The sequence below is a fragment of the Ciceribacter thiooxidans genome (assembly GCF_014126615.1).
Lineage (GTDB): Bacteria > Pseudomonadota > Alphaproteobacteria > Rhizobiales > Rhizobiaceae > Allorhizobium > Allorhizobium thiooxidans.
Genome location: NZ_CP059896.1, coordinates 2,479,796 through 2,498,772, shown reverse-complemented (window position 1 = coordinate 2,498,772; position 18,977 = coordinate 2,479,796). Strand labels below are relative to the sequence as shown.

Here is an 18,977-nt window from a genome sequence, read left to right as displayed (position 1 = left end):
CGAGTGAGCCCTGCCGATTGTGACGTCGCCGGACAAAAAATCTCTTGGAATCCCGCCGGATCGACGAGCGCGTAACCGCAGGTGTCGCCGCGCGGCGTCAGAGCCGCTCGAGCCACTCGGTCAGCATCCGCCGGATGGCGTGTTCCGCGGGCTCCGCTCGCGTGAATGCCCACCAGGTATGGGCGCCCTGCCACACGGCGGCCATCTGCCAGCCCAGTCGCCGGCCCTTCTCCCGGTCTTCGGAGAGGCGACGGCCCAGCGCTTCGGCAACCGCATGACCCCAGGCAGCGCCGCGGGCACGGAGCTTCGGATTGCGGATATCCTCCCTGAGCAGCAGGAGCCCGTCGGTCGCGTCGCGCTCGGCAGATTCCGCGGGCATCAGGCGCATGAGGAAATTCACCGCGCCGTCCGGCGTCACCGCCTCCGCGGCGTCGGCGGCGGCCGTTTCGGCGTCGAGCCTGTCCCACGCGCGCAGCAGGATCGCTTCGACCAGCCGTTCCCGGTTGCCGTAGCGCTGCACGAGAGAGGCGGGGGAGAGCCCGCATGCCGCTGCACTCTTCGCGAAGGTCAGCCCGTCGGGCCCCGTCTCGACGATGACGTCGAACAGACGGTCGAGCACCTGCTCGTCAGATATGGTCTTGTGTCTGGCCATGATTATTTATAAATGTATGTTCGTTTATAAATCAAGAGGGCAGCTATGGCCAGAATCCTCGGATATATCGCGACCAGTCTGGATGGCATGATCGTCTCGGGGGACGACAGCCTCGACTGGCTCTACAAGTATGACGGCATGGACCTCGGAGAGCACGATTACACGCTGTTTCTGAAGCGCATCCGCACCGTCGTCATGGGGCGGAAGACCTACGACTTCCTCGCCAACGAACCTTCGCCCTGGCCCTACGCCGAACAACGGGTGATCGTCGTCACCTCGCGGCCGATCGACGATCCGAAGGGTCCGCTCACCGTCCGCAGCGACATCGACGCCCTCATCGCGGAGCTCCGCGCGCTGGACGACGGCGACGTCTGGATGCTCGGCGGCGGGCAGCTCCAGATGGCGTTCATCGAGCGCGGCGCCCTGGACGAAATCGAGATCTACGTGATGCCCGAACTGATCGGCGGCGGCCAGCCGCTTTTTCCGCCGACTGGTTTCCGGGCGAGCCTGGAGCTCGTCAGTGCGAAGGCGATGGACCGCGGTTGCGTCCGGCTGCATTACCGCATGCCCCGGGCGGCTTAGCGTCGGGGTCGCCTGCCGGACGAAAAAAAGCCCGCCCCGGAAGGGGCGGGTGGGAGGTAAGCGGAGATATTGGGAGAGATCAGCCGTCGATGCCGTCGATGAAATCGCGGGCTGCGGCGGTCGTCAGCCGGCGGCTTTCGACCTCGTCGCGGCGGCTTGCGAGAAGCTCGGTCGCCATCAGCTGGTCGGCGAGGTCCGCCGGCAGCGACAGGATCACCCGCGCCTCGCCGGCATTGAGGCCGGAAAGATCGGCGCGCTTCGCCGTGATCATGCCGCCGGCCACCGTGTTGTTGGTGTCGGGATCGATCAGGATGAAGGCCCCGGTCGCGCGGTTCTGCTCGTAGGGGTCGAACATCGCCAGTTCGTCGAAGGCGAGGTGTACCTTGCCGATTGCGTTCATCGACAGGCTTTCGGCCGGCTTCCACTTTCCGCTGTGGAGGTCGAGCTGGCTCACCGGCTGTACCTGCACGCGCTGGCGGCGGGCACCGGCCTTCAGCCAGTAGCGCTTGCCGGGCTGGATGCCTTCCGGCTGCAGCGCGACGAGTTGGGCGTCGAAGGCGAGCCCGGTTTGCGGCTGCGCGTCGACCGAGACGATCAGGTCGCCGCGCGAGACGTCGACCTGCCGGTCGAGCACCAGCGTGATCGCATCGCCCGCGACCGCGGCATTGCGCACGAGGTCGAAGGTAACGATCTGCTTGACGTTGGCGACCTGGCCGGAGGGCAGGATCGCGACGCTGTCGCCGGGCTTCACCGAACCGCCGGCAACCGTGCCCTGATAGCCGCGGAAGCTTTCGCCGGGGCGGCAGACGCGCTGCACCGGAAGGCGGAAGCCGGTCGTCTGGTTGGAGCGCTGCGTCGCAAGCTCGAGCGTCTCGATGAGCGTCGGGCCGTCATACCAGGGCATTACCGCCTGGCCGGAATAGACGACGTTCTCGCCTTTGAGCGCCGACATCGGGATCGCCGTCACCTGGCGCACGCCAAGCGACAGCGCCAGCGCCTTGAAGTCATGGGCGATCTGCTCGAAACCGGCTTTGGCGTAGTTGGTGAGGTCGATCTTGTTGACTGCCAGCACGAACTGCTTGATGCCCATCAGCGAGGCGATGGTGGCGTGCCGGCGGGTCTGTTCGAGAAGGCCGGTCCGCGCGTCGACGAGCAGCACCGCGAGATCGGCGGTCGAGGCGCCGGTCGCCATGTTGCGGGTATACTGTTCGTGGCCGGGGTGTCGGCGACGATGAAGGAGCGCTTCTCGGACGAGAAGTAGCGGTAGGCGACGTCGATGGTGATCCCCTGTTCGCGCTCGGCCTGCAGGCCGTCGAGAAGCAGCGCGAAGTCGGGCAGGCCGAGGTCGTTCTGCTTGCCACTGTCGCGGTGGAGCGTCGCCGCCTGGTCTTCCTTGACCGCCTTGGTATCCCAGAGAAGCCGGCCGATCAGCGTCGACTTGCCGTCGTCCACCGAGCCGCAGGTGATGAGGCGCAGCGGGCGCGAGTCACGCCGGACGGCCTCCGGGTGAATCTCGGGAAGGGCGGAGGCGGTGGCGGTTGCGAGGGCGCTTACGGTCATCTCAGAAATATCCTTCGCGTTTCTTCTTTTCCATCGACCCCGACTGGTCGCGGTCGATGGCCCGGCCCTGGCGCTCGGACACGGTTGCGATTTCGAGCTCGGCGATCACGTCTTCGAGCGTGGTCGCGTGGCTGCGGATGGCGCCCGTCAGCGGGAAGCAGCCGAGCGTGCGGAAACGGATCATGCCCTCCTGGCGGACTTCGCCGGGCAGCAGTTCGAGGCGCGGGTCCTCGGCGAGGATCATCATGCCGTCGCGCTCCACGAAGGGGCGCTTCTTGGCGAAGTAGAGCGGCACGAGTGGAATGTTCTCCGCCTGGATGTAGCGCCAGATGTCGACCTCGGTCCAGTTGGAGAGCGGAAAGGCGCGCACGCTCTCGCCGCGGCGGATCTGGCCGTTGTAGATGTTCCAGAGCTCCGGCCGCTGGTTGCGCGGATCCCAGCGATGGTCCGGCGTGCGGAAGGAATAGATGCGCTCCTTGGCGCGGGAGGCTTCCTCGTCGCGCCGTGCACCGCCGAAGGCCGCGTCGAACTTGCCGGCGTCGAGCGCCTGGCGCAGGCCTTCCGTCTTCATGATGTCGGTATAGAGCGCCGAGCCGTGGCTGAAGGGCGTAATCCCTTCGGCCGCACCGCGCGGATTGATGTGCTCGATCAAGTCGAGGTCGTAGCGCTCCACCATCTCGTCGCGGAAGGCGATCATTTCCGCGAACTTCCAGCCGGTGTTGACGTGCAACAGCGGGAAGGGCACGCGGCCGGGATAGAAGGCCTTGCGGGCGAGGTGCAGCAGGACGGAGGAATCCTTGCCGATCGAATAGAGCATGACCGGCTTGTCGAACTCCGCCGCGACCTCGCGGAAGATATGGATCGCCTCGTTCTCCAGCGCCTTCAGGTGCGGATCGAGCGGCGGCTTGGTCACGGGATCCTTCGAATGCGGATCGAACTCGGATGTGTGTACGTGCATTGCTTCTTGCTTTCCTCCGGGACGCTACCCGGCCCATCTTTTCTCTTGAGCCCCTCATCCGGCTGCCGCCACCTTCTCCCCGCTTGCGGGGAGAAGGGCCTTGCCGCGCCGTCTCCGTCCCCTCGCCCCGCTCGCGGGGAGAGGGTCAGGGTGAGGGGCAATTTCCTCTTTAGGCCCGAACGGGAATGGGGCTCGCCTCCGCCGCTTCCGCCACATGCAGCCCGCATTCGCGCTTCTCGTCGTTCTCCCACCACCAGCGGCCGGCGCGTTCAGGTTCGCCGGGCTTGATCGCCCGTGTGCACGGCTCGCAGCCGATCGAGGGATAGCCGCGGGCGTGCAGCGGATTGACCGGCACCGCCTCGGCCTCGACGAAGGCCTTGATCTCCTCGATCGACCAGTCGGCGAGGGGGTTGACCTTGATGAGGTTGCGCTCGGCGTCGTATTCGGCGAACGGCGTCATCGCACGATTGCCGGACTGGCCGCGGCGAAGCCCGGTCACCCAGACGGCCGCTCCTTCGAGCGCACGGGCGAGCGGCTTCAGCTTGCGCACATGACAGCAGGCGTGGCGGGCCTCGACGCTCTCGTAGAAGCCGTTCAGGCCGTATTTCTCCGCATAGGCGTCGATATCCGCCTGTTCGGGACGGAAACGCCTGATCTCGATGCCGAAGCGTTCTTCCGTCTCGGCAATCAGCGCCACCGTTTCGGGAAAGAGCCGGCCGGTCTCGAGCGTCGAAACCTCGATCGGCAGACGTTCGGTGCCGATCACGGCGGTGATCACCTGGTCCTCGATGCCGAGGCTCGTGGTAAAGACGGCGCGGCCGCCGAGCTGCCCGACGAGCGCAAGCCGTCCGGCGAGGTCGAGGGCGGCGAGTTCCTGGTCGAGGCTGCGGGCCTGGTCTTCCTGGTGGCGGGTCGTCATCTCGCAATCCTGCTGTTTTATTTGCGGCAGTATCTCAACAAATCAGCGGCGCTGACAGAAACATGCGTTTCGAATGACGCGCAGGCGGGAGCAAATATCTCTCTGCACGGCGCGATCCGCAGAAAAGCCGCCGCCCGCGCGTGGACACGCTCCCGTTCGCCCGGTCTGACAAATCTTGATGGCGAAATTGTATTTAACGGCTTTGTGGTTTAGTGACCGCGAGGACTGCGACGCCGGAAATTCCGGAACGACGCCGCGGCCGGGTGCAGAGGACGGGAAGCGGCACGCGATGATCTCGCAAAGGGCGAAATACGCGCTGAGGGCGCTGTCTGTGCTGGCGCGCGCGCCAGCCGGCGAGCCCGTGCAGATTTCCGACATCGCCGAGCAGCAGGCGATCCCGAAGAAGTTCCTCGAACAGATCCTGCTCGAGCTGAAGCGCAGCGGCATCGTCGTCAGCCGCCGCGGCAAGCAGGGCGGCTACTTGCTCTTGAAACCTGCGAACGAAGTCACCTACGGCGAGATCCTGCGGCTGATCGACGGACCGATCGCGCCGCTTCCGTGCCTGTCGATCACCGCCTACCGCAAGTGCGAGGACTGCAACGGCGAGGCCGATTGCGAGATCCGCCGTGTCTTCGCGCACGTGGCGGACGCCACCCGCCGCATTCTGTTCGAGGCCACACTCGCCGACGGCGTGAGCGTCGAGGAAAAGGTCGAAGCCGGCTGAACATCGGCGGCTCGCCCCGCTCGATCGCCACTGCGGAAGTCCTCTTGATCCCCGTCATTGTGCCAGCGGTACGCCGGCGGCATCCTTCACCCATTCTGCCGAAAGTGGTTCCGGCGGACAGTTTGTCGCCGGCGGCGGGCTTTCGGCAGTGCGGCTTTTGCGCCGGAGATGCCGCGAGGGAAAGAGTTTTGCGTGTTTCCTCGGTCATGTTGACTAAGTCTACCTACTAAGTAGTCTTAAGTCGCAACGTATGAGAGGGACAGTTGTGATGAGCACATTCCTGAAACATCTGGGCGGTCTTCTGGTCGGCCTGTCATTGACGGCGGGCATCGCCGCTCCGGCCTTCGCCGACGCGAAACTGCTGAATGTCTCCTATGATCCGACGCGTGAGTTCTACAAGGAATACAACGCCGCCTTCGCCAAACACTGGAAGGACGAGACCGGCGAGAATGTCACTGTCCAGCAGTCGCACGGCGGATCGGGCAAGCAGGCCCGCGCGGTGATCGACGGCCTCGATGCCGATGTCGTGACGCTGGCGCTCGAAAGCGACATCGACGCGATTGCCCGGAATACCGGCAAGATCCCGGCCGACTGGCGGAGCCGCCTCCCGAACAATTCCGCCCCCTACACCTCGACGATCGTCTTCCTCGTCCGCAAGGGCAATCCGAAGGGCATCCACGACTGGGGCGACCTGGTGAAGGGCGACGTCCAGATCGTCACTCCGAACCCGAAGACCTCGGGCGGCGCCCGCTGGAACTATCTCGCCGCCTGGGCCTGGGCTCACAAGGAATTCGGTGGCGACGAGGCGAAGATCAAGGAATACGTCGCCGAGATCTTCCGCCGCACGCCCGTCCTCGATACGGGCGCCCGCGGTTCGACCGTGACCTTCGCCCAGCGCGAGATCGGCGACGTGCTGATCGCCTGGGAAAACGAGGCCTATCTCGCCGGCAGAGAATTCGGCAACGACGCCTTCGAGATCGTCGTGCCGAAGCTCTCGATCCTCGCCGAGCCGCCGGTCGCCGTCGTCGACGGAAATGTCGACGCCAGGGGCACCCGCAAGGTCGCCGAGGCCTATCTCGAATACCTCTATTCACCGGAAGGCCAGACGCTCGCCGCCAGGCACTTCTACCGCCCGTCGAAGCCGGAACTCGTGCCCGCCGAACAGCTGACGCTGCCGAAGCTCGATCTGGTCACGATCGACGACCCGATCTTCGGCGGCTGGGCCAAGGCGCAGCCCGCCCACTTCGGCGACGGCGGCATCTTCGACCAGATCTACAAGCCCGCCCGGTAAGCGGCGCTTCTGCCGAAATCGGCAAGTCCCTGCCGCAGGGCCGGGGCTTGCTGCCGGATGATTTGAAGGCATGATAGAAGACGCGACGGGGCGATGGCGGGTACATTCATGAAGAACTGGCGACAGCCGAGCATCTTGCCGGGCTTCGGCCTGACGCTCGGCTATACGATCTTTTACCTGACGGTGATCATCCTGATCCCGCTCGCTGCCCTTGTCTGGCGTTCGGCCTCGCTCGGCTGGGACGAGTTCGTCGCCATCGCGCTCGATGAGCGCACCTTGCTGGCGCTGAAGGTAAGCTTCGGCTGCTCGCTCATTGCCGCGTCGATCAACGCCGTCTTCGGCGTCCTCACCGCCTGGGTGCTGGTGCGCTATCATTTTCCGGGCCGCCGCCTGCTCGATGCGATCATCGATCTGCCGTTCGCACTGCCGACGGCGGTCGCCGGCATCTCGCTCGCCGCGCTCTACGCGCCGAAGGGCTGGGTCGGGTCTCTGTTTGCACCGCTCGGCATCAAGATCGCCTTCACGCCGCTCGGCATCGTCGTGGCGCTGGTCTTCGTCGGACTGCCCTTCGTCGTGCGCACCGTCCAGCCGGTCATGCAGGAGATCGACCGCGAGGTCGAGGAGGTCGCAGCCACCCTCGGGGCGAACCGCTTCCAGACGATTTCCCGCGTCATCCTGCCGGGTCTCATGCCGGCGATCCTCACCGGTTTCGCACTCGCCTTCGCCCGCGCCGTCGGCGAATACGGCTCGGTCATTTTCATCGCCGGCAACATCCCTTACGTTTCGGAAATCGCGCCGCTTCTGATCGTCATCCGGCTGGAGGAGTTCAACTATGCCGGCGCCACCTCGATTGCCTGCATCATGCTGATCATCTCTTTCGCCATGCTGCTGCTGATCAATCTTCTGCAGATGTGTAGCCGCCGGAGGTACGCCAATGTCCGCTGAAGCCGCCGAAACCCGAACCGCCTTCCACGAAGTGGCGAACGAAACCGCCGGCTGGCGCCTGGCCCTGACGCTGATCGCCGTCACGTTCATGGCGCTCGTCGTGCTGCTGCCGCTCGTCCTCGTCTTCGTCGAGGCCTTCCGCAAGGGCCCGTCCGAGTTCGTCGCAGCGCTTGCCGAACCCGACGCGCTCTCGGCGATCCGGCTGACGCTCACCGTCGCGGCGATCGCCGTGCCGCTCAATCTCGTCTTCGGCATTGCCGCCGCCTGGGCGATCGCAAAGTTCGAGTTCCGCGGCAAGGCCTTCCTGACCACGCTGATCGACCTGCCGTTCTCGATCTCGCCGGTCATCTCCGGCCTCGTCTACGTGCTTCTTTTCGGTTCCCAGAGCCTCATGGGCCCCTGGCTGAAGAGCCACGGCGTCGAGATCATCTTCGCCGTGCCGGGTATCGTGCTCGCCACCGTCTTCGTCACCTTCCCGTTCATCGCGCGCGAGCTGATCCCGCTGATGGAGCAGCAGGGCTCCGGCGACGAGGAGGCGGCGATCTCACTCGGCGCCACCGGCTGGCAGACCTTCCGGTACGTGACGCTCCCGAACATCAAGTGGGGCCTTCTCTATGGCGTGCTGCTCTGCAATGCCCGCGCGATGGGCGAGTTCGGTGCCGTATCGGTCGTCTCCGGTCATGTTCGCGGCCTGACGGAGACCATGCCGCTCCACATCGAGGTCCTCTACAACGAATACAATTTCGTCGCGGCCTTCGCCGTCTCGACGCTTCTCGCCCTGCTCGCCCTCGTCACGCTCGCGCTCAAGACCATTCTGGAGCTGCATTACGGCGAGGAAATCGCAGCCAGCCGCAAACACTGAAAGGCGCTCGCGAATGGATGTCACGATCACCAATATCCGCAAGGAATTCGGCCAGTTCCCGGCCCTGCACGACGTTTCGCTCTCCGTCGGCTCCGGTGAACTGATGGCGCTCCTCGGTCCTTCAGGGTCCGGCAAGACGACGCTCCTGCGCCTGATCGCCGGGCTCGAACAGCCGACCGCGGGCCGGATCTTCTTCGGGGAAGAGGACGCCTCGCTGAAGAGCGTTCAGGAGCGCCATATCGGCTTCGTCTTCCAGCACTACGCGCTCTTCCGCCACATGACGGTCGCCGAAAACATTGCCTTCGGCCTCAAGGTGCGCCCGGGCGCCACCCGTCCGCCGACGGCCGAAATCCGCCGCCGGGTCTCTGACCTCCTCGACATGGTGCACCTGGGCGGACTGGAAAAACGCTACCCGGCCCAGCTCTCCGGCGGGCAGCGCCAGCGCGTGGCGCTCGCTCGCGCCATGGCGATCGAGCCCACCGTCCTGTTGCTCGACGAGCCCTTCGGCGCTCTCGACGCAAAGGTGCGCAAGGAGCTTCGCCGCTGGCTGAAGGAGTTCCACGACCGCACTGGCCACACGACCTTCTTCGTGACCCACGACCAGGAGGAGGCGCTCGAACTCGCCGACCGCGTGGTGGTGATGAGCCAGGGGACGATCGAGCAGGTCGGCACCGCCGACGACGTCTACGACCGCCCGAACAGCCCCTTCGTCTTCTCGTTCATCGGCGATTCCTCCAGCCTGCCGGTCTCGGTGAAAGATGGCGCCGTGCTCTTCGAGGGCAGGCGGATCGGGATCGGTGATGACGGGCCGGATGGCGCCGGCAGCATCTTCTTCCGCCCGCAGGACGTTGCAGTTGCCGAGGACGGTGACGCACTCCGCGGACGGGTCATCGCCAGCCGGCGGCTCGCCGGCACCCGGATCGCCGAGGTCGACATCTCCACCAACGGCACCGGCCACCACATCGAGATCGAGGTGCCGCTGGAGGCCCCGGTGACGGTGGGCGGCGAGATCCGCTTCCGCCTGCAGCACTGGAAGCTGTTCCGGTAGGGCAGCGGGAGGCGGGCGCCCTCACACCAGGAAGATCGAGATGATCGGAAAGGCTGTCAGGATGACGATGCGCAGCAGGTCGGCGGTGACGAAAGGCACGATCCCGCGATAGGTCTCGCGGATTTCGACGTCCCGCGACATTCCGGAGATGATGAAGAGGTTGAGCCCGACCGGTGGCGTGATCATGCCGATCTCAGCGACCATCAGCACCAGGATGCCGAACCAGATCGCGAAATGCTCGGGGCTGAGGCCGAAGTCCATCGCGGTGACGATCGGGAAGAAGATCGGCACGGTGAGCACGATCATCGACAGCGAATCCATGATGCAGCCGAAGACGATATAGAGCAGCAGGATGATGACGAGCACCGTCATCGGGGCAAACCCCTGCGCCGTCACCCATTCCGCGCCCACCTGCGGCAGCCGCGAGAAGGCGAGGAAGGAGTTGAACACCGAGGCGCCGAGCACGATGAAGAAAATCATGCCGGTCGAGACCGCCGTGTCCTTGAAGCAGGCGAGCAGCGACCGGCGGTCGAGGCCGCCCTTCGCCCAGGCGACGAGGCCTGCGCCGCCGGCGCCGATCGCCGCCGCCTGCGTTGGCGTGAACCAGCCGAGATAGATGCCGCCGACGACGAGGAAGAAGATCGCCGCGACCGGCCAGACGGCGATGAGCGCAGGCACCCGCTTGGCCCAGGGAATGCGCGCGGCATGGCCGGCGCTCTCCGGCTTCACCCGCACGTAGATGGCGATCACCACCAGGTAGGAAAGCGCGGCGAGCAGTCCCGGCACGAAGGCGGCGAGGAAGAGCTTGGCGATGTTCTGCTCGGCGAGGATCGCATAGATGACGAGTACGACCGAGGGCGGGATGAGGATGCCGAGCGTGCCGCCGGCGGCAAGCGCCGCGCTGGCAAGCCCGCCGGAATAGCCGTTGCGCTTCAGCTCCGGCAGCGCCACCTGCGCCATGGTGGCGGCGGTCGCGAGCGACGAGCCGCAGATCGAGCCGAAGCCGGCGCAGGCGCCGACGGCGGCCATGGCGACGCCCCCCTTGCGATGGCCGAGAAAGGCGGCGGCGGCGTTGAAGAGTGCCTGGCTCATGCCGCCGCGGGCGGCGAACTGGCCCATCAGCAGGAAGAGCGGGATGATCGACAGCGAATAGTTGGCGTTCGTCGTCCAGGAGATCGCCTTCATCTGCGACAGGATCGGCGCCCACTTGCCGAGCACGATATAGGTGCCGACGACCCCGGTGCCGAGCATGGCCGCGGCGATCGGTACGCGCATGAAGATGAGGAGAATGAGGACCGGAAAGGACCAGAGACCGATTTCGACGCTGCTCATCAGTGGCTACCCATGGAGACGACGATGGAGTTGCCGTGGCGGAGCGCCCGAAGATCGGCGGCGACGACGAAGACACAGATGAGGAGATTGGCGAGCATCAGCACGAAGGCGGCGGCAAAGCCCCACCAGACGGGAAGCAGCAGCAGCGGGGTCGTCTCGCCATTGCCATACTTGTCGAGAAGCCCGACGCCGTGCCGCCAGGTGAGTACGGCGAAGAGCACCGCGACGATGAGGTCGCCGGCAAGCTGCGCATAGTCCATCGCCTTGCCGCCAAAGGCGCTCATCACGAGATCGACACCGACATGACCGCGCTTCAGCTGGCAATAGGGTAGGAAGGCGAAGACCGCCAGCCCGCAAAGCGCCTCGACGAGTTCGATCTCGCCGGGGAGCGGGCGGATCGTCACGCTGCCGACGATAGAAACGCCGGTGAGGAGGCAGGCGAGGACGAGGCAGGCGCCGCCGAAGACGACGAGCGTGGTGGCGAGCCGTCCGGCCCGCGCTCCCAGCGCCCGAATGCGGAATTTGTCTCGATCGCCATGTCTTCCTCGATGTCTCCTTGATCCGGAACGGAACCCGCGATGCGGAAAGGACGAGGCCGGGCGCCTGCGGCGATCCCGGCCCGCCGGGGCTTACTTGCTGTACTGGTCGATCAGGGCGACGGCGTCGTTGTAGAGCGTCGTCCCGTCGAGGCCCTTGGCGTCCATGTCGGCGATCCAGGCCTTGGTCACGTTCTCGCCGGCAGCCCGCCAGCGGGCGGTCTCCGCCTCGTCGAGCATGATCGTCGTGTTGCCGGCCTTGTCGGCGATCTCCCGCCCGCGGATGTCGCCCGTGTCCATGGCGATGCCGAATTTGCGGGCGAGCTCACGACCGGAATTGTCGTCGATCACCTTCTTGAGGTCGTCAGGCAGAGCGTCGTAGCTGTCCTTGTTCATGGCGAACAGGAAGGTGCCGGTGTAGAGGCCGTTCTTGCCGGAGAAGCCGGTATGGTTCGGAGCGAGTTCGGCAATCTTGATCGCCGGCGTTACTTCCCACGGAACGACCGTTCCGTCGATGACGCTCTTCGACAGGCTCTCCGGAACCGCCGTCACCGGCATGCCGATCGCCGAGGCGCCCATCGCCTCCAGCATCTGGTTGACGACCTTGGAGGTGCCGCGCAGTTTCAGCCCGTTCATGTCCTCGAGCGATTTCACCGGCTTGGAGCCGATCGTGTGGATGAGGCCGGGGCCGTGGGTATGTACGGCCAGAACGTGGTAGTCCTGCAATTCGTCCTTCAGGTGCTTTTCATAGTAGTCATAGAAGGCGAGCGAGGTCGCTTCGCCCGTCGTCACCATGAAGGGCAGTTCGAAGGCTTCTGATTTCGGGAAGCGGCCGGGCGTGTAGCCGATGACGGTCCAGATCAGGTCGACGACGCCGTCCTTCACCTGGTCGACGAGTTCGGACGGCTTGCCGCCGAGCTGCATCGCCGGATAGAGCTCGACCTCGATGCGTCCGCCCGAATCGGCCTTGACCTTCTCCGCCCAGGGGGTCAGCACCTTGGCGGGAATGGTCGCCTGCGGCGGCAGCATCTGGTGCAGTCTGAGCACGACATCCGCCGCAAAGGATGCGGTGGCGGACAGCGTGAGTGCGAGCCCGGCGAGCCCGGTCATTACGGTCTTGTGAAGCATGTTCTCCTCCCAAAGCATGCGAACGAGGCGCAAAGCGGATGCCGGTACTCTCCCTGTCGCCGGCACCGTGCCGCAAGCTGTGCCCGCACGGTTCACCGCCGTTTCCCGGCAATCCTCCTGATGGTCATGCTTGCAGAAGTCCGCCGCGCCATCAAATAACGTTATAATCCGAAATCATAACCATATTGCTATGAAAAACAGCTTTCCGGGGCGTTTTCCCTACTGTTGTGCTTCAGGTTTCCCCTGCCGGACCTCGTTACGGCTGTGTCGAATGCCTTCGGCGACGAACGCGCGCGAGAGACCGTGGTAGAGCGGTTCGCGGGCAATCATCCGCGAGGTGACGTAGCCGAGCATCGCGCAGGCCATCAGGCCGATCACGCCTTCATGGTTGTCGGTCATCTCGAGAATGATGACGAAGGCGGTCATCGGCGCCTGCACCACGCCGGCGAAATAGCCGGCCATGCCGAGCACGGAGGCGAGCGCGATGCTGGTGCCGAGGAGGTGTCCGACCGTGCTGCCGAAGCCGGCCCCGACGGAAAGCGAGGGCGCGAAGATGCCGCCGGGAATGCCCGACATCATCGACAGGAATGTTGAAAGCAGCTTTTCGAGGAAGAAGAGGAGGGGCAGTGCATCTCCTTCGACCGCGCTGCGGGCCTGAGCGTAGCCGGTCCCGAAGGTGGCGCCTCCCGCCGCGACGCCGATGACGGCGACCGCGACGCCGCATCCGGCGGCAAGCGCCAGCGAACGCCGCAAGGGGTCCGGCTGCGTCCAGCGCCGGATGCGCCGCGAGAGCCGGAGCGAGGCCGCACTGAAGGCCGCGCCCAATGCGCCGCCGCCAACGCCGCAGATCACCACGAGCAGCCACTCCAGCGGTTCGTTGGCAGCTTCCGGGGCGGAGCCGAAATAGGTGTAGCTTCCGACGAGGCCGAGTGCGGCGAGACCGGAGAGGATGACCGCCGTGAGCACCAGTCCGTTGGCCCTCGATTCGTATGTCCGGCTCATTTCCTCGATGGCGAAGACGATGCCGGCGAGCGGCGTGTTGAAGGCCGCGGCGATCCCGGCTGCGGAGCCGGCAAGGATGAGCCCCTTGGCCTGGGCCATGCCGCCGAGCCGGGCGGCCTGAAGCATGATCGAGGCGCCGACCTGCACGGTCGGTCCCTCGCGGCCGATCGAGGCGCCGAAGAAGAGGCCGGTGATCGTGAGCAGGATCTTGCCGAAGGCGAGTTTCAGCGAGAGCAGCCGGTCGCGCGCCTCCGGCTGGCGCAGATGCCGGGCTGCGATCGCCTGGGGAATGCCCGATCCCTGCGCGCCGGGAAAGACACGGGTCGCCAGATAGGCGCAGAGAACAAACCCGACCGGGGTCATGAGGAGCGGCAGCAGGAAGTTCCAGTCACCCCCGCTGGTCAGGGCATGAAAGCGCAGCTGCGCGGCATCGGCGAGCTTGGCGAAGACGACGCTGATGACGCCGATCGCCAGAGCGCCTATCCAGAAGACCATTCTCGGTTTCCAGACCCGCCACGAGCCCCACATTGCGCGGGAGCGTCGGAGCATCTTCAGCTTCTTGTAGTCGGGCGGCATGATCGAACTCGTTACACGGAGCGGGATATCGGCTGCAGGACGGGCAGGAGCCGGTTGGCGAAAGTCGATGAGTCAGGCCTACTTCGGAATGCGTCTGCGAGGCAAGGAGATATCCCCGACAGTTCACTTTTCCCGCGCGACCGCGGTGCTTCGGGGCCCCGGAGACCTGCCGGAGGGATGCGACAACTACTACCGGAATCTTGGGGTTATATTTCCGCGTTAGTTGTGCTCTGCTAGAACGCGCAGGGGTGTTTCGTGTCAAGGTAGGGGAAGTGCGCGATGGTCGTCGTCAGTACGTTCAATGTCGAAAATCTGTTCTCGCGTCCGAAGGTACTCAACATGGCGGACCACGCGCAGGCGGCTGAGATACTGAAGCGCGTCAACCGGTTCTCCGAACTGCTCGCCATGCGCGACTATCGTCCGTATGCCGAGGAGATCCGGGTGCTCTACGTCGAGCTCAAGGATTATGTGAAGATCAACATCCGCTCCTCGCGCGTCGGCCGCAACATCCTGACGGCGGACGGCGACCTGATCGCCAAGGGGCGGGAGGACTGGGACGGTTTCGTCGACCTCGAACGCGAACGCTTCAGCGAGGAACAGATCCGGTTCACCGGCAAGGTCATCAAGGAGGTCGAGCCCGACATCCAGTGCTTCGTCGAGGTCGAGAGCGCCGGCACGCTGGCGCGGTTCAACACCGACATCCTGAACTCGTGGTTCAAGGACAAGATCGTCGTCGACGGCAACGATCCGCGCGGCATCGACGTGGCGCTCGCAAGCCGCGCCCTTTATCCGATCAGGACGGCCAAGACCAACGTCTTCGCGCGGGATTCCGAAGGGATCATCTTCTCCCGCGACTGCCTCGAAGTGGAGATCGACATCGACGGGCGGTCGCTCTTCGTCCTGGTCAACCACTTCAAGGCGAAGGACGCGACGCCGGCCGTCTCGGACCACAAGCGCATGCGCCAGGCGAAGGAGGTCGCCCAGATCCTCAAGACCCGCTACGACCTGTCGAAGGACCTCGTGCTGGTCGCCGGCGACTTCAACGACGAGCCGGACAGCGGCCCGCTGGAGCCGCTTCTCGCGGCCCCGGAGCTCACTAACGTCCTCGACGTTCTCGACTGGCCGCAGGACGACCGCTGGACCTACTATTACGGCAAGAAGCACGAGCGCAACGCAATCGACTACATCCTCGTCTCGGACGCGCTGAAGCCCTTCGTGACGCGGGCGGGCTTCGAGCGCCGCGGCATCGCAGGCCTCGACGAGATCACCGGCGGCGCCGAACACTCCTTCCCCGGCATCACCAGCTGGAAGCTCGCCGCCTCCGATCATGCCGCGCTCTGGGTCGAACTCGACCTCTGAAAGCCGGGGTGCGCCGCTTGCAGGCGGTCAGCGGTCGCTCGTTTCCCAGCGCGGGTTGATCCACGGCTCCTGGTTCGACCGCGGCAACGGCTGTCTGCCGAGAATGTGGTCGGACGCCTTCTCGCCGGTCATGATCGAGGGACCGTTGAGGTTGCCGTAGGTGATATCCGGGAAGATCGACGAGTCCGCGACGCGCATGCCCTCGACGCCGATCACCCGGCATTCGGGGTCCACGACCGACATCGGATCGTCCTTCGATCCCATCTTGTTCGTGCCGCAGGGATGGTAAGCGCTTTCCAGGTGCTCGCGCAGGAAGGCGTCGATCTGATCGTCCGTCTGCACGTGCTCGCCCGGCTGGATTTCCGAGCCGCGATAGTCGTCGAACGCCTTCTGCCCGAAGATCTCGCGGGTCAGCCGCACGCAGTGGCGGAACTTTACCCAGTCTTCCTCGGTGCTCATGTAGTTGAAGCGGATCACTGGTTCGTCCATCGGCTCGGGCGAGCGCAGCGTCACCGCGCCGCGCGACTTCGAGTGGTTGTATCCGACATGCACCTGGAAGCCGTGGCTCTTCGCCGCCGCCTTGCCGTCATAGGAAATGGCGACGGGGAGGAAGTGGAACTGGATGTCCGGTTGTTTCACGCCCGGCGCCGACCGCACGAAGGCGCAGCTTTCGAACTGGTTCGAGGCGCCGAGCCCGGTGCCGGAGAAGAGCCATTGCGCGCCCGCGACCCCCTGCCAGAACCAGGGCAGCCAGGAATAGAGCGAGACAGGCTTGGTAGAGACCTGCTGGAAATAGAACTCCATGTGGTCCATCAGGTTGGCGCCGACGCCCGGACGATCGGCCACGACCTCGATCCCCATTTCCTTCAGATGCGCCGCCGGGCCGATGCCGGAGAGCATCAGCAGCTTCGGCGAGTTGAAGGCCGATGCCGAGACGATCACCTCGCGGTTGGCGCGCACCACCTCTGTTCTGCCATTGCGCTCGATCTCGACGCCGACCGCGCGGCCGTTCTCGATGACGACGCGCCGGGCGAAGCAGCGCACCAATTCGACGTTCGGCCGCTTCAGCGCGGGTTTGAGATAGGCGTTGGCGGCAGACCAGCGGCGCGACTTCCAGATGGTCTGCTCCATCAGGCCGAAGCCTTCCTGCTTCTCGCCGTTGTAGTCGTCGGTCACTTCGAAGCCCGCCTGCCGGCCTGCCTCGACGAAGGCCTTGAACAGCGGGTTCTTCACCGGGCCGCGCTGGACGTGCAGCGGTCCGTCGGTGCCGCGCCAGCCTTCCTGGCCGCCGTGGGAGTTCTCCATGCGCTTGAAGTAGGGCAGCACGTCGGCATAGCCCCAGCCCTTGGCGCCGGCCTCTTCCCAGCGGGTGAAGTCTTCCGCCGACCCGCGCACATAGACCATGCCGTTGATCGAGGACGAGCCGCCGATCACCTTGCCGCGCGGCGCGGTGATGCGCCGGTTGTTGAGGTTCGGCTCGGGCTCGGAGAGATAGCCCCAGTTGTAGCGCTTCATGCTCATCGGCCAGGCGAGCGCCGCCGGCATCTGGATGAACGGCCCGGCATCCGACCCGCCGTATTCGAGCACCATGACGGTGTGCTTGCCGTCTTCCGACAGCCGATAGGCCATGGCCGAACCCGCCGACCCGGAACCGATGATGATGTAGTCTGCGTTTTGCATGTCCTAGCCCCCTCGGCCGCCTCTCCCCTTGCGGGAGAGGAAGCGATTTCAGCATCTTAGCTTCAGCTAAGTGCTAGAAATCGCAGGTGAGGGGGTACCCCCTTACTTGCAAAATCTAATATTTAGCTTCGCTAAACTGTTGATTTTGCTTTCTCCCCCACCAAGGGGGAGAAAGATCTCATTGCGGCGCCGGCCGTGGTCCGATCTCCCCCCTTGAGGGGAGATGCCCGGTAGGGCAGAGGGGGGTAGCGACGAGTGGGAGGCCGGACACCCCCTCTGTCGGCTACGCCGACATCTCCCCCTCAAGGGGGAGATCAGCCGCAAGCCCTCAATACGGCGCCTCGCACTTGCCCATGCCGACGTAGACGGTCTTGAGCTCCGAATAATGCTCCAGAGCCGCGGCCGAGTTCTCGCGGCCGAAGCCGGACTGCTTCGAGCCGCCGAACGGGATTTCGACCGGGCAGAGGTTGTAGGTGTTGATCCAGAGCGTGCCTGCTTCGAGTTCGTCCACCACCCGGTGGGCGCGGGTGATGTCGGCGGTGAAGACGCCGCCGGCAAGCCCGAATTCGCTGGCGTTCGCCCGCGCGATCACGTCCGTCTCGTCATCGAAGTCGAGCACGCACATCACCGGCCCGAAGATCTCTTCGCGTGCGATGGTCATCTCGTCCGTCACGTCGGCAAAGACGGTCGGCTGGACGAAATAGCCCTCGCCGGAGACATTGTTCGGAATGCCGCCGCCGGTGACGAGGGTCGCGCCCTCGGCCTTGCCCTTGGCGATGTAGCCGAGAACCTTCTCGCGCTGCGCACAGGAGACGAGCGGCCCCATCTGGGTCGCCTCGTCCTGCGGATCGCCGATCGCGATCGCCTCGGTCCGTTCCTTCAGCCGGGCGAGAAATTTGTCCTTGATGCCCGTGTGGACGAAGACGCGGGTGCCGTTCGAGCAGACCTGGCCGGTCGAATAGAAGTTGGCCAGCATGGCGCCCGAAATCGCGCTTTCCACGTCGGCGTCGTCGAAGATGATCAGCGGCGACTTTCCGCCGAGTTCCATGGTGACGTGTTTCAGCTGCGAGGCAGCCGCCCCCGCCACCTTGCGGCCGGTCGGCACGGAGCCGGTCAGTGACACCTTGGCGACGTCTGGGTGGGAGACCAGCAGCGGGCCGGTGTCGCGGTCGCCCTGGATGACGTTGTAGACGCCCTTCGGTGCGCCGGCCTCGATCAGGATTTCGGCGATCTTCAGCGCCCCGAGCGGGGTCACTTCCGACGGCTTGAACACCATGGCATTGCCGGCGGCAAGTGCGGGCGCGCCCTTCCAGCAGGCGATCTGTTGCGGATAGTTCCAGGCGCCGATGCCGACGACCACACCGAGCGGCACGCGCTTGGTATAGGCCCAGTCGGAGCCGAGCGGAATCTGGCTGCCGTTCAGCGCGGTTGCGGCGATACCGCCGAAGAATTCGAAACTGTCCGCACCCGAGGTCGGGTCGGCGACGATCGTCTCCTGGATCGGCTTGCCGGTGTCGAGCGTTTCGAGCTCGGAGAGCTCGCGGTTGCGCTCCCGCATGATCTCGGCGGCCTTCTTCAAGACGCGGCCGCGCGCCGTCGGGCTCCACGACGCCCATTCCTTCTGCGCCCGCTTGGCCGAGGCGATCGCCTTCTCGACGATCGCCGGGGTGGCGGCGTGCAGCCTCGCGATCACCTCGCCGGTCGCCGGATAGATGCTTTCGATGACGGTGCCGCCGGTATCCTCGACGTATTCCCCGTCGATGAAGTGGGAGGCTTGCGGTTGGGCTTTCATGGGTTCGTCTCCGGACGGGTGTTGGCTTCCA

16 protein-coding genes and 1 pseudogene are annotated in these 18,977 nt (G+C 65.2%); 7 read left to right on the top strand and 10 right to left on the bottom strand.

Going from position 1 to position 18,977, the window contains the following annotated elements; all coding sequences use genetic code 11:
* Positions 1–97: 97 nt before the first annotated feature.
* Positions 98–652 carry a TetR/AcrR family transcriptional regulator gene (locus tag H4I97_RS12205; RefSeq protein WP_182304916.1) on the bottom strand — a complete coding sequence of 185 codons (555 nt, stop codon included), beginning with the start codon at positions 650–652 and terminating at the stop codon, positions 98–100.
* 45 nt (positions 653–697) lie between these two features.
* Here H4I97_RS12205 and H4I97_RS12200 point away from each other — a divergent pair, with 45 nt between their 5' ends.
* On the top strand, positions 698–1,234 hold the full coding sequence (locus tag H4I97_RS12200) for a dihydrofolate reductase family protein (RefSeq protein WP_182304915.1): 537 nt from the start codon (positions 698–700) through the stop codon (positions 1,232–1,234).
* A gap of 79 nt (positions 1,235–1,313) precedes the next feature.
* Here the strand turns inward: H4I97_RS12200 and cysN are convergent.
* The 3 genes and pseudogenes from cysN to H4I97_RS12185 all read right to left on the bottom strand — a co-directional run bounded on the left by cysN (position 1,314) and on the right by H4I97_RS12185 (position 4,671).
* A pseudogene (gene cysN / locus H4I97_RS12195) lies at positions 1,314–2,794 on the bottom strand (sulfate adenylyltransferase subunit CysN).
* A gap of 1 nt (position 2,795) precedes the next feature.
* A complete protein-coding gene (gene cysD / locus H4I97_RS12190) occupies positions 2,796–3,752 on the bottom strand; it encodes a sulfate adenylyltransferase subunit CysD (protein WP_182304914.1) in 957 nt (318 codons plus the stop codon).
* A 169-nt stretch (positions 3,753–3,921) separates the two neighbouring features.
* Positions 3,922–4,671 (bottom strand): phosphoadenylyl-sulfate reductase, encoded by a 750-nt coding sequence (locus H4I97_RS12185; RefSeq protein ID WP_182304913.1) that lies wholly within the window; start codon positions 4,669–4,671, stop codon positions 3,922–3,924.
* Between the two features lie 289 nt (positions 4,672–4,960).
* Between H4I97_RS12185 and H4I97_RS12180 the strand changes: the two genes are divergently transcribed.
* The 5 genes from H4I97_RS12180 to H4I97_RS12160 all read left to right on the top strand — a co-directional run bounded on the left by H4I97_RS12180 (position 4,961) and on the right by H4I97_RS12160 (position 9,541).
* Positions 4,961–5,395, top strand: a complete 435-nt coding sequence (locus H4I97_RS12180) for an RrF2 family transcriptional regulator (protein WP_182304912.1) — start codon at positions 4,961–4,963, stop codon at positions 5,393–5,395.
* 268 nt (positions 5,396–5,663) lie between these two features.
* Positions 5,664–6,686 (top strand): sulfate ABC transporter substrate-binding protein, encoded by a 1,023-nt coding sequence (locus tag H4I97_RS12175; protein ID WP_182304911.1) that lies wholly within the window; start codon positions 5,664–5,666, stop codon positions 6,684–6,686.
* Between the two features lie 108 nt (positions 6,687–6,794).
* Entirely contained in the window at positions 6,795–7,631 is an 837-nt protein-coding gene (cysT, locus tag H4I97_RS12170) for a sulfate ABC transporter permease subunit CysT (RefSeq protein ID WP_244658637.1), read from the top strand.
* Positions 7,621–8,493 (top strand): sulfate ABC transporter permease subunit CysW, encoded by an 873-nt coding sequence (cysW, locus tag H4I97_RS12165; protein WP_182304909.1) that lies wholly within the window; start codon positions 7,621–7,623, stop codon positions 8,491–8,493. Before cysT ends, cysW begins: the two co-directional genes overlap by 11 nt.
* A gap of 13 nt (positions 8,494–8,506) precedes the next feature.
* The gene (locus tag H4I97_RS12160; protein WP_182304908.1) at positions 8,507–9,541 is read left to right on the top strand and encodes a sulfate/molybdate ABC transporter ATP-binding protein; all 1,035 of its coding nucleotides are present in this window, start codon (positions 8,507–8,509) and stop codon (positions 9,539–9,541) included.
* 21 nt (positions 9,542–9,562) lie between these two features.
* Here H4I97_RS12160 and H4I97_RS12155 read toward each other — a convergent pair whose 3' ends face one another.
* The 4 genes from H4I97_RS12155 to H4I97_RS12140 all read right to left on the bottom strand — a co-directional run bounded on the left by H4I97_RS12155 (position 9,563) and on the right by H4I97_RS12140 (position 14,115).
* Positions 9,563–10,873 (bottom strand): TRAP transporter large permease, encoded by a 1,311-nt coding sequence (locus tag H4I97_RS12155; RefSeq protein WP_182304907.1) that lies wholly within the window; start codon positions 10,871–10,873, stop codon positions 9,563–9,565.
* Complete coding sequence (locus H4I97_RS12150) at positions 10,873–11,277, bottom strand: TRAP transporter small permease (protein ID WP_244658636.1); 405 nt, start codon at positions 11,275–11,277, stop codon at positions 10,873–10,875. The genes H4I97_RS12155 and H4I97_RS12150 overlap by 1 nt, the downstream gene beginning before the upstream one ends.
* 225 nt (positions 11,278–11,502) lie before the next feature.
* On the bottom strand, positions 11,503–12,537 hold the full coding sequence (locus tag H4I97_RS12145; RefSeq protein WP_182304906.1) for a TRAP transporter substrate-binding protein: 1,035 nt from the start codon (positions 12,535–12,537) through the stop codon (positions 11,503–11,505).
* Positions 12,538–12,756: 219 nt separating this feature from the next.
* A complete protein-coding gene (locus H4I97_RS12140) occupies positions 12,757–14,115 on the bottom strand; it encodes a chloride channel protein (protein ID WP_182304905.1) in 1,359 nt (452 codons plus the stop codon).
* Positions 14,116–14,394: 279 nt separating this feature from the next.
* Here H4I97_RS12140 and H4I97_RS12135 point away from each other — a divergent pair, with 279 nt between their 5' ends.
* Positions 14,395–15,474: an endonuclease/exonuclease/phosphatase family protein gene (locus H4I97_RS12135; protein WP_182304904.1), complete on the top strand. Its 1,080-nt coding sequence runs from the start codon at positions 14,395–14,397 to the stop codon at positions 15,472–15,474.
* A 27-nt stretch (positions 15,475–15,501) separates the two neighbouring features.
* Here H4I97_RS12135 and betA read toward each other — a convergent pair whose 3' ends face one another.
* Both betA and betB read right to left on the bottom strand, forming a co-directional pair.
* Positions 15,502–17,154, bottom strand: coding sequence for a choline dehydrogenase (betA, locus tag H4I97_RS12130; RefSeq protein ID WP_182304903.1), 1,653 nt, complete (start codon positions 17,152–17,154; stop codon positions 15,502–15,504).
* A 328-nt stretch (positions 17,155–17,482) separates the two neighbouring features.
* Entirely contained in the window at positions 17,483–18,946 is a 1,464-nt protein-coding gene (gene betB / locus H4I97_RS12125; protein ID WP_182304902.1) for a betaine-aldehyde dehydrogenase, read from the bottom strand.
* Positions 18,947–18,977: the final 31 nt, after the last annotated feature.

What these genes read in the sequence shown, in the direction of transcription:
- H4I97_RS12175 (WP_182304911.1), top strand. Translation starts at nt 5,664, where the DNA reads ATGAGCACATTCCTGAAACATCTGGGCGGTCTTCTGGTCGGCCTGTCA.
- H4I97_RS12180 (WP_182304912.1), top strand. Translation starts at nt 4,961, where the DNA reads ATGATCTCGCAAAGGGCGAAATACGCGCTGAGGGCGCTGTCTGTGCTG.
- H4I97_RS12140 (WP_182304905.1), bottom strand. Translation starts at nt 14,115, where the DNA reads ATGCCGCCCGACTACAAGAAGCTGAAGATGCTCCGACGCTCCCGCGCA.
- cysT (WP_244658637.1), top strand. Translation starts at nt 6,795, where the DNA reads ATGAAGAACTGGCGACAGCCGAGCATCTTGCCGGGCTTCGGCCTGACG.
- betB (WP_182304902.1), bottom strand. Translation starts at nt 18,946, where the DNA reads ATGAAAGCCCAACCGCAAGCCTCCCACTTCATCGACGGGGAATACGTC.
- H4I97_RS12160 (WP_182304908.1), top strand. Translation starts at nt 8,507, where the DNA reads ATGGATGTCACGATCACCAATATCCGCAAGGAATTCGGCCAGTTCCCG.
- H4I97_RS12205 (WP_182304916.1), bottom strand. Translation starts at nt 652, where the DNA reads ATGGCCAGACACAAGACCATATCTGACGAGCAGGTGCTCGACCGTCTG.
- H4I97_RS12185 (WP_182304913.1), bottom strand. Translation starts at nt 4,671, where the DNA reads ATGACGACCCGCCACCAGGAAGACCAGGCCCGCAGCCTCGACCAGGAA.
- H4I97_RS12155 (WP_182304907.1), bottom strand. Translation starts at nt 10,873, where the DNA reads ATGAGCAGCGTCGAAATCGGTCTCTGGTCCTTTCCGGTCCTCATTCTC.
- betA (WP_182304903.1), bottom strand. Translation starts at nt 17,154, where the DNA reads ATGCAAAACGCAGACTACATCATCATCGGTTCCGGGTCGGCGGGTTCG.
- H4I97_RS12145 (WP_182304906.1), bottom strand. Translation starts at nt 12,537, where the DNA reads ATGCTTCACAAGACCGTAATGACCGGGCTCGCCGGGCTCGCACTCACG.
- H4I97_RS12200 (WP_182304915.1), top strand. Translation starts at nt 698, where the DNA reads ATGGCCAGAATCCTCGGATATATCGCGACCAGTCTGGATGGCATGATC.
- H4I97_RS12135 (WP_182304904.1), top strand. Translation starts at nt 14,395, where the DNA reads ATGGTCGTCGTCAGTACGTTCAATGTCGAAAATCTGTTCTCGCGTCCG.
- cysW (WP_182304909.1), top strand. Translation starts at nt 7,621, where the DNA reads ATGTCCGCTGAAGCCGCCGAAACCCGAACCGCCTTCCACGAAGTGGCG.
- cysD (WP_182304914.1), bottom strand. Translation starts at nt 3,752, where the DNA reads ATGCACGTACACACATCCGAGTTCGATCCGCATTCGAAGGATCCCGTG.